Origin of the sequence: Nocardia acidivorans NBRC 108247 (assembly GCF_001625085.1) — a bacterium.
Lineage (GTDB): Bacteria > Actinomycetota > Actinomycetes > Mycobacteriales > Mycobacteriaceae > Nocardia > Nocardia acidivorans.
This window is the reverse complement of sequence record NZ_BDAW01000047.1, coordinates 23,853-37,859: the sequence shown is the minus strand read 5'-3', so window position 1 is coordinate 37,859 and position 14,007 is coordinate 23,853. Positions and strand designations below refer to the sequence as shown.

General features: G+C 67.1%; 15 protein-coding genes. 6 read left to right on the top strand and 9 right to left on the bottom strand.

Annotated features, from left to right (window positions below):
* Window positions 1–29: 29 nt before the first annotated feature.
* On the top strand, window positions 30–704 hold the full coding sequence (locus tag NA10_RS24000; RefSeq protein ID WP_067571734.1) for a response regulator transcription factor: 675 nt from the start codon (window positions 30–32) through the stop codon (window positions 702–704).
* Between the two features lie 204 nt (window positions 705–908).
* Here the strand turns inward: NA10_RS24000 and NA10_RS23995 are convergent, their stop codons facing one another.
* Entirely contained in the window at window positions 909–1,967 is a 1,059-nt protein-coding gene (locus NA10_RS23995; RefSeq protein WP_067571732.1) for a helix-turn-helix domain-containing protein, read from the bottom strand.
* Between the two features lie 132 nt (window positions 1,968–2,099).
* Here NA10_RS23995 and NA10_RS23990 point away from each other — a divergent pair, with 132 nt between their 5' ends.
* The 3 genes from NA10_RS23990 to NA10_RS23980 are packed head-to-tail and all read left to right on the top strand — an operon-like array spanning window position 2,100 to window position 5,253.
* Complete coding sequence (locus NA10_RS23990; protein ID WP_067571795.1) at window positions 2,100–3,329, top strand: serine hydrolase domain-containing protein; 1,230 nt, start codon at window positions 2,100–2,102, stop codon at window positions 3,327–3,329.
* Between the two features lie 59 nt (window positions 3,330–3,388).
* A complete protein-coding gene (gene wrbA / locus NA10_RS23985) occupies window positions 3,389–4,012 on the top strand; it encodes an NAD(P)H:quinone oxidoreductase (RefSeq protein WP_067571730.1) in 624 nt (207 codons plus the stop codon).
* Between the two features lie 47 nt (window positions 4,013–4,059).
* The gene (locus tag NA10_RS23980; RefSeq protein ID WP_067571728.1) at window positions 4,060–5,253 is read left to right on the top strand and encodes an MFS transporter; all 1,194 of its coding nucleotides are present in this window, start codon (window positions 4,060–4,062) and stop codon (window positions 5,251–5,253) included.
* Window positions 5,254–5,511: 258 nt separating this feature from the next.
* On the opposite strand, the gene NA10_RS23975 is transcribed toward NA10_RS23980, so the two are convergent.
* The 5 genes from NA10_RS23975 to NA10_RS23960 all read right to left on the bottom strand — a co-directional run bounded on the left by NA10_RS23975 (window position 5,512) and on the right by NA10_RS23960 (window position 9,748).
* Window positions 5,512–6,729 (bottom strand): MFS transporter, encoded by a 1,218-nt coding sequence (locus NA10_RS23975; protein WP_067571726.1) that lies wholly within the window; start codon window positions 6,727–6,729, stop codon window positions 5,512–5,514.
* A gap of 414 nt (window positions 6,730–7,143) precedes the next feature.
* Complete coding sequence (locus tag NA10_RS39220) at window positions 7,144–7,272, bottom strand: hypothetical protein (protein ID WP_281180232.1); 129 nt, start codon at window positions 7,270–7,272, stop codon at window positions 7,144–7,146.
* A 74-nt stretch (window positions 7,273–7,346) separates the two neighbouring features.
* Window positions 7,347–8,636 (bottom strand): RNA polymerase sigma factor, encoded by a 1,290-nt coding sequence (locus NA10_RS23970; RefSeq protein WP_067571724.1) that lies wholly within the window; start codon window positions 8,634–8,636, stop codon window positions 7,347–7,349.
* A 12-nt stretch (window positions 8,637–8,648) separates the two neighbouring features.
* Window positions 8,649–9,068 (bottom strand): YciI family protein, encoded by a 420-nt coding sequence (locus NA10_RS23965; protein ID WP_067571722.1) that lies wholly within the window; start codon window positions 9,066–9,068, stop codon window positions 8,649–8,651.
* 104 nt (window positions 9,069–9,172) lie between these two features.
* Window positions 9,173–9,748 carry a dihydrofolate reductase family protein gene (locus tag NA10_RS23960; RefSeq protein ID WP_067571720.1) on the bottom strand — a complete coding sequence of 192 codons (576 nt, stop codon included), beginning with the start codon at window positions 9,746–9,748 and terminating at the stop codon, window positions 9,173–9,175.
* Between the two features lie 72 nt (window positions 9,749–9,820).
* Here NA10_RS23960 and NA10_RS23955 point away from each other — a divergent pair, with 72 nt between their 5' ends.
* Complete coding sequence (locus NA10_RS23955) at window positions 9,821–10,393, top strand: TetR/AcrR family transcriptional regulator (protein ID WP_067571718.1); 573 nt, start codon at window positions 9,821–9,823, stop codon at window positions 10,391–10,393.
* Between the two features lie 4 nt (window positions 10,394–10,397).
* On the opposite strand, the gene NA10_RS23950 is transcribed toward NA10_RS23955, so the two are convergent.
* On the bottom strand, window positions 10,398–11,144 hold the full coding sequence (locus NA10_RS23950; protein WP_067571716.1) for an SDR family oxidoreductase: 747 nt from the start codon (window positions 11,142–11,144) through the stop codon (window positions 10,398–10,400).
* A 132-nt stretch (window positions 11,145–11,276) separates the two neighbouring features.
* On the opposite strand from NA10_RS23950, the gene NA10_RS23945 reads away from it, so the two are divergent.
* Window positions 11,277–12,224, top strand: coding sequence for a LysR family transcriptional regulator (locus tag NA10_RS23945; protein ID WP_067571714.1), 948 nt, complete (start codon window positions 11,277–11,279; stop codon window positions 12,222–12,224).
* Window positions 12,225–12,252: 28 nt separating this feature from the next.
* Here NA10_RS23945 and NA10_RS23940 read toward each other — a convergent pair whose 3' ends face one another.
* Together NA10_RS23940 and NA10_RS23935 are read right to left on the bottom strand one after the other, a co-directional pair.
* Window positions 12,253–13,335, bottom strand: a complete 1,083-nt coding sequence (locus NA10_RS23940) for an ATP-grasp domain-containing protein (RefSeq protein WP_067571712.1) — start codon at window positions 13,333–13,335, stop codon at window positions 12,253–12,255.
* A gap of 199 nt (window positions 13,336–13,534) precedes the next feature.
* Entirely contained in the window at window positions 13,535–13,966 is a 432-nt protein-coding gene (locus NA10_RS23935) for a DUF6636 domain-containing protein (RefSeq protein WP_157556709.1), read from the bottom strand.
* Between the last annotated feature and the right edge of the window lie 41 nt (window positions 13,967–14,007).

Below are 14,007 nucleotides of genomic sequence, written 5' to 3'. Positions count from 1 at the left end.
ACGACAGAAACGATAGGAGGTGCCGCTCGATGCGGGTCCTGGTGGTCGAGGATGAGGAACGCCTGGCAGAGACATTGCGTCGTGGTCTCACTGCCGAGGGGTTCGTCGTCGAGATCGCACACGACGGCAATGTTGGCTTCGACCTGGCCGTCAGCGACGATTTCGACGTCATCGTGCTCGACATCATGCTGCCCGGCAAGCACGGCTACCAGATCGTGCGGGAATTACGGGAACACCGAGTCTGGACGCCGGTGCTGATGCTGTCGGCCAAAGACGGCGAATACGATCTGGCCGACGCGTTCGACCTCGGTGCCGACGACTACCTCACCAAACCGTTCTCATTCGTCGTTCTCGTCGCGCGGCTGCGCGCCTTGGTGCGCCGCGGCGCACCCGAACGCCCCACCGTACTGACCGCCGGCACATTGTCACTCGACCCCGCCCGCCACCGAGCAACCCGCCGCGACGAGCCGCTCACCCTGACACCGCGCGAATTCGGAGTTCTGGAGTTCCTGATGCGCCACAAGGACGACGTCGTAACCAAAGCCGAAATCCTGCACTCGGTATGGGACGCCCACTACGAGGGCGCCGACAATGTCGTCGAGGTCTACATCGGATACCTCCGCAAGAAAATCGACATCCCCTTCGACCTGGCCACGATCGAAACCGTGCGCGGCGTCGGCTATCGCCTCCGCACCGATTCATGAGCCGCTCACGACAACCCGCTCGCTCGGGCGATCCCGGTCGTCCACGCCCATGATGCCGACCATCCGACGCGCGCCCATACCGCCCCTCGCTGATCGGACCGTCAATGGGCGCTGGAATCGCGGAGGCTGCCGACACTGATCTGTCAGCCGAAGCCCCGGCTCAGAGCGGCTGGTGAGGCGTTTGCGATCGCACAATCGGTCGGGTCAGCGGTGCTCGCCACGTCGAGCGAGAGCCGGACCGGAAGAATCCCGATGTGCCGTGATGATTTCCCGTCGATAGGCGTCCGGGGTCGTAGCGGTCCAGCGGCGGAAGGCGCGGTGCAGGGCGCGGGCGTCGGCGTAACCGAGCCGGGATGCGACCGAACGGACGGGAAGACCGGTGTCGCGCAACAGGTTCAGGGCCTGTTCATAGCGGACGGTTTCGACCTCCTTGCGCCACGTGGTGTTCATCTCGTGCAGACGGCGCTGCAGGGTGCGGGGACTGATGGCCAGGCGGCGAGCCACGCGGTCGAGTTCCAGGTCGCCACGGCTCAGGGCGGCCGCGATGGCGTGCCGGAGCTGTTCATGCCAGTCGGGGACCGAGCGTGAGGAGGCGAGCGTCAGTTCGACGTACTGCCGCATGATTCGCCCCATGTACGGGTCGGCTCCGGTGGGGAGCGCACCGGCGTCGAGGAAGGTGATCTCGGCCCGGGGCGCGGCGAAGTCCAGTCTGCTGGTGCCGAATTCATCCACCAGAAATCCGTGGCGCCGGGCGGAGCGATGGGTGAAGGCGACCCGCACCGGCACCAGCGGTTGCCGGGTGGCCTCGCGCACCCGGCGCAGCATGAGGGAGAGCACGAATTCCTCGATGGGAGCCAGCACCATATCCGGCTCGATCCCGACCGAGTCGCGAATGGTGAGCAGACCACCGTCTTCGATCACCTCCCAGCCGACCGCCGGGTCCGTCACGATCGCGCGCAGTTCCATGGCTGTACGGAGGCTCTCGGCGAGAGTCGGGCCGCTGGAGAACAGATAATCCCACGCGCTGAGCCCGCCCCGGCCCGCGGTGGCCGTCGCGCACAGTCCCGAGCCCGGTCCCGCGAAACCGGCTATCAATTCCCACATGCGCCAGGCCGATTCGGTCGGCACGCGAGTGAGGTCGCTGTCGAGGTCGGCGGGATCCAGTCCTGAGACGCCCGTGAGCTGGGCGGGCGCGACGCCGACCCGCAAGGCCGTCGCCCGGATCAGTCCGGCGGTCCGCGCGGGAATGGTGCCTTCGATCATCGGCGGAGCATATAGATCGACGACTACTTCCATCTGGACGATATGGCGTGTGAGGCCACTTGCACGGCGCGCGGCGCCCCTCCTGAGGTACTCGGATCGGTCCTAGATTCGGTGTCGCGAAAGGAGATTCCGATGGAAAACAACACAGGCGGCTTCTCGGAAGCGGGGCTGCGCCGAGTACGCGATGTGCTGACCCGGCACGTCGAAACCGGGAAGATCCCCGGGCTCGTCGCCATGGTCAGCCGGGGCGAGGACTCCTACGTCGAGACCTTGGGGACCATGCGCGCCGAGGGCGGTACGCCGATGCGCCGCGACGCCATCTTCCGCATGGCCTCGGTGTCCAAGCCGGTCACGGTGGCCGCCGCCATGGTTCTGCTCGACGAATGCCGGTTCCACCTGGATGATCCGGTGGATCCGTGGCTGCCCGAACTGGCCGATCGCCAGGTGCTGCGAGCGGCCGATGGGCCGCTGGACGACACCGTGCCCGCGCGGCGGCCGATCACCGTCCGGGATCTGCTGAGCTCCACCTTCGGGCTCGGCGTCGACCTGACGCTGATGGGCTCGCCGATCATGACCGAGGTCCTGGATCGGGCCAACTACAACCCCGACGTGGGCCCCGCGCCGGAACCCGACAAGTGGATGCGCCGTCTCGGCGAGCTGCCGCTGTCATACCAGCCGGGCGAGCGGTGGCAGTACGAACTCAGCCACGATGTGCTCGGCGTGCTCGTCGCCCGGGTTTCCGGTCAGAGCTTCGAATCGTTTCTGCGCGAGCGCATCTTCGAGCCGCTGGGCATGAAGGACACCGGTTTCCACGTTCCCGCGGACCAGATGCACCGGATGGGCCCCAGTTACACGCCCGACCCGCAGACCGGCGAATTCATCGTGTGGGACGAGGCGGAAGGCGGAAGGTACAGCAGCCCTCCGGCATTCCAGCACGGCGGCGGTGGACTGGTCTCGACCGTCGATGACTACCACGCCTATTTCCGCATGCTGCTGAACCAGGGGATGCACGGCTCCGAACGGATCCTGTCCCGGCCCGCCGTCGAGTTGATGACCACCAATCGCCTCACCCCCGAACAACAGGCCGATCGAAACACGCTGGCCAAGAACAACGTTCATCTGTCATTCGGACAGGGGCAGCAGGGCGGCTGGGGCTTCGGGATGGCGGTGCGGACCTACCGCGGCGATTACGCGCCGGTCGGGCAGTTCGGCTGGGACGGCGGCACCGGCACCACGGCCTACGCCGATCCGAGCAATCGGCTCACCGGCATCCTGTTCACTCCGGTCGGGCTGTCCACACCGGATCCGGCATGGCTGATCCACGATTTCTGGACCGCGATCTACCAGGCTCTCGACGACTGACCGGAAGCCGGCAGAGCAGCCCCCTTACCCACTCCCTCGATCCGACCAACGGAAGCCCCATGTCTGAATCCCCTGTCAATGTCGCCGTCGTGTACTACTCGGCCACCGGTACGGTCTTCGAACTGGCCAAGGCCGCCGCCACCGCCGCGGAGAAGGCCGGAGCGCAAGTGCGCCTGCGCAAGGTGGCCGAACTCGCTCCCGCACAGGCGATCGCATCCAATGCGGGCTGGTCCGCACATACTGCCGCGACCCAGCACGTCGTCGAGGCGGCCCCGGCCGATCTGGAGTGGGCCGATGTGATCCTGCTCGGCGCACCGACCCGATTCGGCCTGCCCGCCGCCCAGCTCAAGCAGTTCATCGACACCACGGGCCCGTTGTGGGCGCAAGGCAAACTCGTCGACAAGGTCGCCTCATCGTTCACCGCCACCGCGACAGCTCACGGCGGTCAAGAGTCCACCATTCTGGCCTTGAACAACACCTTCTATCACTGGGGAGCGATCGTCGTGCCACCCGGCTACGCCGATCCGATCCAGTTTCAAATGGGCAATCCCTATGGCACCAGCCATATTTCGAACAACGGTGAAATCCCGCCCGGTGAGGTGGAGCTGGCGGCCATCGAATTCCAGACCCGCCGAACCGTAGCCATCGCGCAGGCTCTGCAACGCGGCCGAGCGGCCATCTGACCGCTCCCGGAAGGGGGTGATCACTATTCTCAGCAAGGAGTGAGTGCATGACCAGTATCGCAACCGCGGATCCCTCAGGTATCGAAGAACGGGTGTCGGTCGCCCGTTGGTTCGGTGTGGCCGCGGTGGCCCTGGGCACCTTCGCGGTGGTCACCTCCGAACAACTCCCGGTGGGGTTGCTGACCTCGGTCAGCAGCGATCTGAATATCTCCGAGGGCACCGCCGGACTGATGGTCACCGTGCCCGGTCTGGTCGCCTCGGCCACCGCGCCACTGCTGCCGGTGGCCATCGGCCGCCTCGACCGACGCCATGTGCTGCTCGGTCTCATCACCCTGATGATCGGGGCGAATCTGCTGTCGGCGCTCGCACCGAACTTCGCGGTACTGCTCATCTCCCGGCTGCTGATCGGTATCGCCATCGGCGGATTCTGGTCCCTGGCAGCCGGTATCGCGGTACGCATGGTGCCCGAGGCGTTCGTGCCCAAGGCCACCGCGATCGCCTTCGGCGGCGCCACCGCGGCCAATGTGCTCGGAATTCCGGCGGGCACGCTGATCGGTGAACTCACCGATTGGCGGATCGCCTTCGGGCTGCTGGGTGGACTGGGATTGATCGTGGTCGCCGGACTGCTCTGGCTGCTACCCGCGCTACCCGCCGACACCCCGGTGCACCTGCGTACCCTGGCCGAACAGTTCGCCAAGCCGGTTGTGCGCACCGGGGTGCTGGTGACCTTCCTGCTGGTGAGTGGGCACTTCGCGGCCTTCACCTTCGCCGGTCCGATTGTCGAGTCGCACATGGGAATCGACCGATCACTGCTGGGCCCGGTACTGCTCGGGTTCGGGATCGCGGGCATCATCGGCAACTTCGCCACCGGGGTGGCCACCGGGCGCAATGTCCGCGCCACGATCATCGCCATCAGCGTCGCACTGGCGTCGGTGCTGGTGCTGATCGGCCTCATCGGCGGCAATCCCGCCACCGGCATCGTCCTGATGATCGTGTGGGGCTTGTCGTTCGGTGGTATCCCGGTCGGGGTCCAAACCTGGATTCTGCGTGCGGCCCCCGAATCGGCTGAAGCCGCTACCGCGTTGAACACCTCGGTCTTCAACCTCGCCATCGCCCTGGGCGCACTGTTCGGTGGGCTGGTGGCCAACTCCCTCACCTCGACGGCGGTCCTATGGTTCGGCGCGGCCCTCAGCGCGCTGGCCTCGGTCGCCGTCCTGACCACCCGTCCCGCCCACGACTGACCACCCGCCCCACGAGGAGTTACGTGCACACTCCATCCGACAACACCGATCACCCCACCTCCTACGCCGGGGCCGCCGCCCCCGCACCGGCCCCCTCCCATCGCCGCCCGAGCTGGCGTACTCGACCATGCACTGTGCCGCAACCGGTTTCGGCTCCGCTCGATGCCGCACCCACGGCTCGACATCCAGCTCGATAGCCCGGGGCGCGGGGAGTTTCCCGGCCTCGTCCACCACCCTCGACCGGACGGGTGAGCACCGTCAGTGCGAATTGTCCTCGGCGGACAGGGATCTCGAGTGCGCCGGGGGCCGAGTGACGGGGCCGAGGGCGCGAGCGCCGAGCGCGGCGAGGATCGCTATGGCGACGGGGACCGCGAGACCGGCGCTCAATCCCCAGTGGTGGGCCAGGAAACCGATCAGTACGGGTCCGGTGAAGAAACCGCAGTATCCGAGGATCGAGACATTGGCGATGGATCTGGCGACCGGAATGCCCGGGACGTCCCCGCCGGCGGCGAAGGTCAATGGCAGGGTGTAGGAGATGCCGAATCCCAGCAGGGCCAGTCCGATGAGTGCGGGAATCGTGCCGCCTACCAGCAGCGCCGCCCCGAAACCGATACCCGCGGTGAGCGTTCCGGCCGCGAACGGGCGCACCCGGCCGAAGCGGGCCACGAGCTGATCACCGGCCAGTCTGCCGAGGGTCATGCCCGCGGCGAAAATCGCGAAACCGACAGCGGCGGCGGTGCCACCGGCATGGGTTTCGTCCCGCAGATAGACCGCCGACCAGTCATTGGCGGCCCCCTCGACCAGCGCGACAGCGAAGGCCAGCAGGCCCAGGACGATCAATCGGGCGGGCCAGCGGCGGCCACCGCCGGGCTCGGCTCCGGCGACGCTGTCGGCGGCCGAGGGGAGCAGGCGGCCCGAGCTCGCCGCGGCCGTCGCTATGGCGAGCAATGCCACCACCCAGAAATGCGCCACCAGCGATACGCTCAGCCGTTCGGCCAGCGCGCCGACCAGTGAACCGCCGATCAGGCCCATGCTGAAGTAGGCATGGATGCCCGAGAGCAGCGCACGCCCACTCACCTTCTCGACAATGACGCCGTGCGCGTTCATCGCGACGTCCACCACGCTGTTCGCCATCGCGAAAACGACAGCGGCAGTGGTCAATCCGATCCGATCGGGCACCAGCAGCAGGCCGGGTAGGCATATCGCGAACACCGGCACCGCGACCCGCAGCGCAGACCTGCTCCCGAACCGCAGCGTGAGGAACTTGCCCAGTTGCAACCCGGCGATCGCGCCGATATTCAATCCGGCGAAAACCACGGCGAGCCCCGCGTCGTCGAGCCCGAGGCTTTCCTTGACCGTCGGTATTCGCGCCGCCCAGGTGGCGAAAAGCAGACCGGAGAGCAGGAATATCAGCCGCACGGACCACAGCGCCGACCGATACGCCGCCGCCGATTGCACACCGCTGTGGATCGCCACGAGGGCTCCTCTCGACACTCCCGCCCGAACGGCACCGGAACACCCTTCGAGGCAATCACGAATCACCCACGCTCGCAAACTGTTTGGTACGCATACGGGAACGGCCGTCAGGGCCGTCGATCAATAAGAGATCAGGGTCCGGCCGATAAGCCAGGGTTATCGGCGATCGAGCGGAACGCCGAGGTCAGCCCACTGCCGCCGCGGGAGCGGCACTTCCGATGTGGCGGCGCAGGGCGGGGGGGCGATCTCCTCGCCGAGTCGGTAGACGGAGTCCTGGACCGCCGCCGCGCGGGGAGGCCACCCCGGTCGATCAGTGCCTGGCCGCGATCGAGACCGACCACGTCGTGCGGTTCGGCGATCCGCCTGACCAGCTCGGTCCCCATCCCGGGACGCACTCGATCCGGTCCGGGTGTATCAGACTTCACCACCCTGGACCCCCAGGCGATCCGCGAGCTCGCCGATCGACGCGATCTGCTCGATGCGTTCCCACGCGGTGCGGTGGGTACCGTCGACGGTGACCGGCACCGGGCGCGCGACCGTCACCTGTCGCGCCGAATGGGCTGCGGCGCATCCCGGTGCCGGGCCGGGCCGGGCCGCTGACGGTACCGAATCCGCCTTTACGACAGCGAGTTTGGACCCAGTTCGGCGAGTTTTCTTCGCAGTAGGGCACGTTCGGGTTCGCTTCCGCAGCGGCCGAGGGCGCGTTCGAGTTCGATGCGCGCCTCGTCGGTACGACCCAGGCGGGTCAGCAATTCGCCTCGAACGGTGGGCAGCAGGTGCGAATTGGCCAGCGCCGCGGTGGTTTCGAGCTCATCTACCAGGAGTAGCGCGGGGGGCGGGCCCTGTGCCATGGAGACCGCCACCGCGCGATTGAGATCGACGATCGGTGACGGGGCAAGGCGGCTCAGGGCCTCGTAAAGCAACACGATGCGATCCCAGTCGGTGGTTTCGACGGAGGTGGCGACCGCGTGACACTCCGCGATCGCGGCCTGCAGGCCGTACGCACCCAGACCGCGGCCGTGGCGGCCGGCCTGATCCAGGGCGGCGCGGCCGCGGCGGATGGCGGCACGATCCCAGCGGCGGCGATTCTGGTTCTCCAGCAGAATCGGCTGTCCGTCGGGATCGGTGCGGGCCGGAAATCTGGCGGCGGTGAGTTCGAGCAGCGCCAGCAGTCCGTGCACCTCGGGTTCGGCGGGCATGAGCCGGGCCAGGATACGAGCCAGGCGCAGCGCCTCACCGGCCAGATCGAATCGAATGAGATCCGTTCCGGAGGTGGCGGAAGAACCCTCGGTGAAGATCACGTACAGCACGCTCAGCACCGAACCGAGACGCTCACCACGCTCTTGCGCGGAGGGTACGGCGAATGGGATACGCGCTGCCGCAAGGGTTTTCTTCGCCCGCGTGATGCGGGCCTGCACGGTGGCGGTCGGCGTCAGGAACGCCTTGGCGATCTCATCGCTGGACAGGCCGCCCACCACCCGCAGTGTGAGCGCGATCCGGGCCTCGCGCGCCAGCACGGGATGGCAGGAGATGAAGATGAGCGCGAGCACATCGTCATCGATCTGATCGGGATCCCACTGCGGCTCCGCCGATTCCACGGGCGGACCACCGGCGGCGACCCCGCCCTCACCCAGTTCGCGGGCGAGGGCGGAGTACCGGTCGTCGAGCGCGGCGCGGCGCCGGAACGCGTCGATGGCCCGCCGCCGCCCGACCGTCAACAGCCATCCGGCCGGATTGCGCGGCACGCCCTCGCGCGGCCAATTCACCAGCGCCTCGGCCAGCGCCTCCTGCGCCAGATCCTCGGCCATGGGGAAATCGCCGGTGTAGCGGGCGAGCGCGCCGACAATCCGCGCGGACTCGATCCGCCACACCGCGGCAACGGCCGCCCGCCCCGTGGAATCGACCATCGGCTCAGCGACTCACAGCTGTCCGGTGGCCTCGCGCCACGCCCGTTCCCGCTGAATCCACTCGTTGTCCTGCGGGAATTCATCGATGGTGGTGATCCGCCGAATCTCGGTCTTGAACCCGGGCCCGAATGACGGCGCCCGCCTGGCCCATTCGATCGCCTCCTGTTTGGAAGCCACATTCAGAATGTAGAAACCACCGAACAACTCCTTCGTCTCCCCGTACGGCCCATCGGTGACGATCGGAGGCTCCGACGAGAAGTCCACCACCACACCCTCTTCGGCGGCATCGAGCCCCTCGGCCGCGACCAAAACCCCGGCGCGGATCAGCTCATCGTTGTACCGCCCCATCGTCTCGAGCATCTTCTCGAAATCGACGCCCATCATGGCCGCCTTACCCTCATCGGTTGCCCGCCAGATCAACATGTACTTCACAACGGTCCTCCTGGTCCCGGGTCGCTTCCCGACCCTCTCACTCCAAGGTCGAATGGGCGCTACGACGGATCGACACGGCGGCGAAAGAATTTTCGCGGGATAGGTCAGGCGCGGTCGAACCAGCTGGTTTGCGCGCCGGTGCTGAATTCCTGGCGGCGGGTGACCTGGAATCGGGCGGGTTTGAAGTTGGCGGAGAAGGCGGGGATGCCCGCACCGGCGACGACCGGGTAGCTCTTGATGATCAGCCGGTCGATCTCGTCGATCAACTGGCCGGCCAGGTTGCCACCACCGCAGAGCCAGATATCCAGGCCCGGTTGGCTTTTCAGGTCGCGGACCAGGCCGACGGGGTCGGTGTCGACAATCTCGACCTGCGGGTTGTCGACGGGTGCGAGCGTGCTCGAGAAGACGAACTGCTTCAGATGGTTGTACGGGCTGCTCGCACCGACCGCGAGGCCGGGTTCGTAGGTGCCGCGGCCCATCAGCACGGTGTCGAAACTCTTGTTCGGCGCATCCACCGCCATGCCGAAGTGCGCACGCAAATGGGTGGGCACCGTCTCCGGGTACTCCTGATTGCTCCAAGCGGTCATGTCGTCGCACATCGGGTAGAAGTCGAATTCGCCCTGCGGACCTGCGATGTAGCCGTCGAGGGAGACCGCCACGTAGTAAACGAGATTTCGCATGTTAACCGCCTCATCTGTAGTACTCTGCGTGAAGTTCTTTGAAACGTAGTACTACAGATGGAGTGGTGTCAAGTGGTGCGTACGAATCCCGAGCGACGGCAGGCCCTGCTGGACGCATCGATCGAGGTCCTGGCCCGGGAAGGGGCACGCGGACTGACCTTCCGGGCGGTGGACAAGGAGGCGGCGGTGCCCGCCGGGACCGCCTCGAACTACTTCGCGAACCGGGATGAGCTGTTCGTGCAGGTGGGACATCGGTACTACGAGCGGCTGGTTCCCAGCGAAGAGGCCATGCGGAAATCCCGGGGACCGCAGACCCGCGCGAGCCTGACCGAAGTCATGACCGAGGTGATCGCGCGGGTCGCCGGATTCCGCACCGGCTATCTCGCACTTCTCGAGCTCCGGCTCGAGGCCACCCGGCGACCCGAATTGCAGGCCCTGCTCACCGAGCGGGTGCGGGCCGATCTGGACTTCAATATCGGCAACTATCACGGCACCGGACAGCCGGGTGACGAGGATACCGTCGTGCTGCTGTATCTGGCATTGAACTGGTTGATCGTCGAACGCCTCACGCTCCCCGGAGTTTTCACCGAGGAACGAGCCGGAGAACTGGTCCGGATGGTCGTGGAGCGGGCGATCCCCGACTAGCGGATCACCAGGGGTGCGGACCCACGGCCGATCGGAAGGTGCCGGTGGGGCCGTCGGCGGGCAGCGTGGCGAGGGTGACCATGATCTGCGCACCCTCTTCGACGGTGCCGGTCCCGGCATGCTGGTTCAGATCGGTCGCCACATAGCCGGGATCGGCGGCGTTCACCGTAATGCCTTCGGCGCGCAGGGCATTGGCCCACATGATGGTCAGGGCATTCAGTGCGGATTTCGAGGAGTTGTAGGCCAGTAGGGCCGCGGCGGGCCATCCCGCGAGCGGTCCGTTCGGATCGGCGGCGGTGGTGAGCGAGCCCAGCAGGCTGGAGACATTGACTATGCGGGCATGTTCGGCGCGGCGCAGCAGCGGCAGCAGGGTGTTGGTGACCGTGACGACGCCGAATACGTTGGTCTCATAGGTGATTCGCATGGCCTCGGCGGTGATGCCGGTGACCGGGACCTGATTCTCGACGCTGATGCCCGCATTGTTGACCAGTACGTCCAGCCGTCCGAACTCCTGCTCGATCAATCTGGCAGCCGCCTCGACGGTGGCGGCGTCGGTGACGTCCAGGTGGACGAAGCGCACGTCCGCGCCGTCCGCGGCCAATTCGGCCGCCGCGGTCCGGCCGCGTTCGGGATCGCGAGCGCCCAGCAGCACCGTCATTCCCGCGGCCGCGAGTCGGCGGACCGTTTCCCGGCCCATCCCCTTGTTGGCCCCGGTGACCAGTGCGATCTGACGAGAAGCATTGTTGCTCATGATATTTCACTCTCCGGTACGGGCGATTCGGTATTTCCCGCAATCAGTGAACGCCCGCATCCCCGTGCCGCGGAAAGACCGATCGCCTCCCGATCTAGACTCGTGAGGTCTAACCGCAGGTAAGGGGCAGTGATGAGGGATGTCGAACTGCGTGAGCTCCGGTACTTCGTCGCCGTCGCCACCGAACTGAACTTCTCCCGGGCAGCCGAACGTCTGGGCATGGCGCAATCCCCGCTCTCCAAGGCCATCGCACAGCTCGAATCACGGCTCGGCGCAAGACTATTGGATCGCGATACGCGCCGGGTCGAGCTGACTCCGGCCGGGGCCGTACTGCTGGAACAGGCGAGGCTGGTGCTGGACGCCGCGGACGCCGCCATCACCCGCACAGTGCGCGCGGCCCGGCCCGAACCGCGACTCACCGTGACGCTCAAACCGGGTGGGGACAGTGATCTGCTGCGCCGGATCATCGCCGCCTACAGCCGTCCGGGACTGCCCGCCGTCGATATCAGCTTCGCCGGATTCGGCGGTCCCGCAGGCCAATTGCGTTCCGGTGCGGCCGATGTCGCCCTGCTGCGCAGTCCGTTCGATACTCACGGGCTGGAGGTCTGGGAGCTGTCCAGTGAACCGCGCGTGGTCGCCATGACCGCGACGCACCGATTCGCCGGGCGCACTCGGCTACGGCGCGCCGATCTCGCCGGTGAACCCCTCCCGCACTGGCCGGGCGGGGACCCGGCGTCGAATGACTATTGGCACGGCCGCGATCCGGCATCCCGCACCTCGGCCTGGGCCGAGGGCGGGCCGGGCGAACCCGGACCGGTCGGCCCCACCGTCGGTGATCTCATGCAATTGCTCGAGGTCGTGGCGTTCGGTCAAGCAGTCGCATTCGTGCCCGCCTCGACCGCCGCGCGGTATCCCCGCCCGGATATCGCCTACATTCCGGTCACCGATCTGAGCCCGAGCAGCACCGTCATCGCCTGGCCGGAGGGTTCGCATTCCAGGGCGGTGGCCGCCTTCGTCACGGCTGCCATCGAGGTGGCGGAACGACATCCGGCCGAGTTGGCCGCCGGACTCGCGCCCTGAGGGCAGCGAGCCCGGCCGGAGTTGGGAGCTACGGCACGCCCACCGGTATCGACCCGGGGGTGTGCGGCACGGGCGCGGGGACCGGCTCCGGGGCCCTGATCGCCGGTGCGGGACCGGGATCCGGGGCGATGGTGCGCGGGGACACCTCCATGACAGCCTCCGCCACCGCCAGGCAGGTGCCCAGGCGCGGCGGTTGACGCAGTCCCGAATCTCCGTGCAGGAGTAGGCGAACCGCGGCCCACGGCAGGTTCACATCGGCGAAGGCGGTTTGGAACAGGCCCGCCGAGGGGCGGGGATTGACCTCCAGCAGGACCGGTTCGCCGTGCCGGTGGCGGAGTTGGGTATTGGTCAGATACGCGAGTCCGAAGTGGCGGACCAGGCGCTCGGCGATGGCCACCGGGGCCGGATCGTCCAGGAGCAGTCGGAAGCGGCCCTGTTTGGCGCGTGGAATGCCCACCAGGAGTTCGCCACCGGGGGCGGAGAGGCAGTCGATGCTGATCTCGGGGCCGTCCAGGAAGGGCATGACCAGCAGCTCGGGTATGCGGTCGCCCGCCTCGGCGGCGCGGCGCAGCGCACCGGCGACCGCCTCGACGGAGGCGATGGGCTGGGGTGCGGCCAGTAGCGTCGCCAGGGTGAGCGGACGGTCGTCGAGAATGCGGAAGCCGAAGGCGGAGTACTCGCCGCTGGGCTTGATGCACAGTATTTCGTCGGTGCGGGACAGCTCCTCGACGGCCCGATACAGCCCCTCGGCATCGGTGACCGCACGCCACGGCGGCACGGGAATTCCTGCGGCACTTGCCGATTCGTAGGTGGCTACTTTGTCCGTCAGGGTTCGCACGGCGGCCGGGGGCGAGCACATGAGACCGGTGCCGATCGCGGCGAAATCCGCCGCGCGCCCCGCCAGCGCGGTGAGACGGCGCGGCGGGATGAGGACATCGATATGGTTCCGGCGGCAGAAGTCGAGTGCGAATTCGGCGTACTCGGCATTGCCGACATGTCTGGGTTCGATGGCGGGGACATCGCATACCGAGAGCGCCGCCGCCCCCGGATCCACATTGCTGGCGTGGATGACGACCTCGACCCCGTCGGGATTCTGCCGCAACAACCGCATGACCTGCGCTGTTGCCGCCCCTGCGCTGCTCAGCCAAATGCGAAGCGTGATGGCGCCGCTCCCTCCTGCTCATGTCGCCGAGCGGTGAAAACCTGGCGCAATCCTGTGGTGCGCGGATCCTAACCCGGTTCGGTGACGTGCACATTGCGGCGAGAATGGGCCCCGGTTTCCTTGCCGCCCAGCCGCATCCACGCCCCGTCTAGTAAACCTCGTAGAACTCGCGCGCGAGCTGGAAACCGTGTCCGGAGGTGGCGTCGACACACTGGACATACTGCGTGGAGACCGTGCAGACGAAGTTGCCCTCCCGCACCTGACCGCCGTAACCGACTGTGCGCGAGTGGAAATCGACCGGAGCATCGGTATGACAGGTGATCCGTCCCGCCTCCCCGGACTGCACCGCGAAGACATCGCCGTAGTTCCCGTGGCAGCTGTCCGGGCGTTGCGGCATCGCATAGGAATGCTCCCGGATCTGACACACCGCACCCGCCGGACCGATCAGACAGCCGATATTCCCGGACGGCGTGACGAATTGATCGAGCGAGGCGGCATTGGCGGTCCCCGCGTTAACACCGAATACCGCCCCGGCGATGACGAAGGCCCCCGCAACAGTCGAAAAGTACTGTGACTTCATGGATTTCATACTGAGCGCCGCGGATTTCGAAACGCTTATGT

What these genes read in the sequence shown, in the direction of transcription:
- NA10_RS23960 (WP_067571720.1), bottom strand. Translation starts at nt 9,748, where the DNA reads ATGCGAAATCTCGTTTACTACGTGGCGGTCTCCCTCGACGGCTACATC.
- NA10_RS23935 (WP_157556709.1), bottom strand. Translation starts at nt 13,966, where the DNA reads ATGAAGTCACAGTACTTTTCGACTGTTGCGGGGGCCTTCGTCATCGCC.
- NA10_RS23945 (WP_067571714.1), top strand. Translation starts at nt 11,277, where the DNA reads ATGAGGGATGTCGAACTGCGTGAGCTCCGGTACTTCGTCGCCGTCGCC.
- NA10_RS23995 (WP_067571732.1), bottom strand. Translation starts at nt 1,967, where the DNA reads ATGATCGAAGGCACCATTCCCGCGCGGACCGCCGGACTGATCCGGGCG.
- NA10_RS23970 (WP_067571724.1), bottom strand. Translation starts at nt 8,636, where the DNA reads ATGGTCGATTCCACGGGGCGGGCGGCCGTTGCCGCGGTGTGGCGGATC.
- NA10_RS24000 (WP_067571734.1), top strand. Translation starts at nt 30, where the DNA reads ATGCGGGTCCTGGTGGTCGAGGATGAGGAACGCCTGGCAGAGACATTG.
- NA10_RS23980 (WP_067571728.1), top strand. Translation starts at nt 4,060, where the DNA reads ATGACCAGTATCGCAACCGCGGATCCCTCAGGTATCGAAGAACGGGTG.
- NA10_RS23990 (WP_067571795.1), top strand. Translation starts at nt 2,100, where the DNA reads ATGGAAAACAACACAGGCGGCTTCTCGGAAGCGGGGCTGCGCCGAGTA.
- wrbA (WP_067571730.1), top strand. Translation starts at nt 3,389, where the DNA reads ATGTCTGAATCCCCTGTCAATGTCGCCGTCGTGTACTACTCGGCCACC.
- NA10_RS23940 (WP_067571712.1), bottom strand. Translation starts at nt 13,335, where the DNA reads ATGCGGTTGTTGCGGCAGAATCCCGACGGGGTCGAGGTCGTCATCCAC.
- NA10_RS23950 (WP_067571716.1), bottom strand. Translation starts at nt 11,144, where the DNA reads ATGAGCAACAATGCTTCTCGTCAGATCGCACTGGTCACCGGGGCCAAC.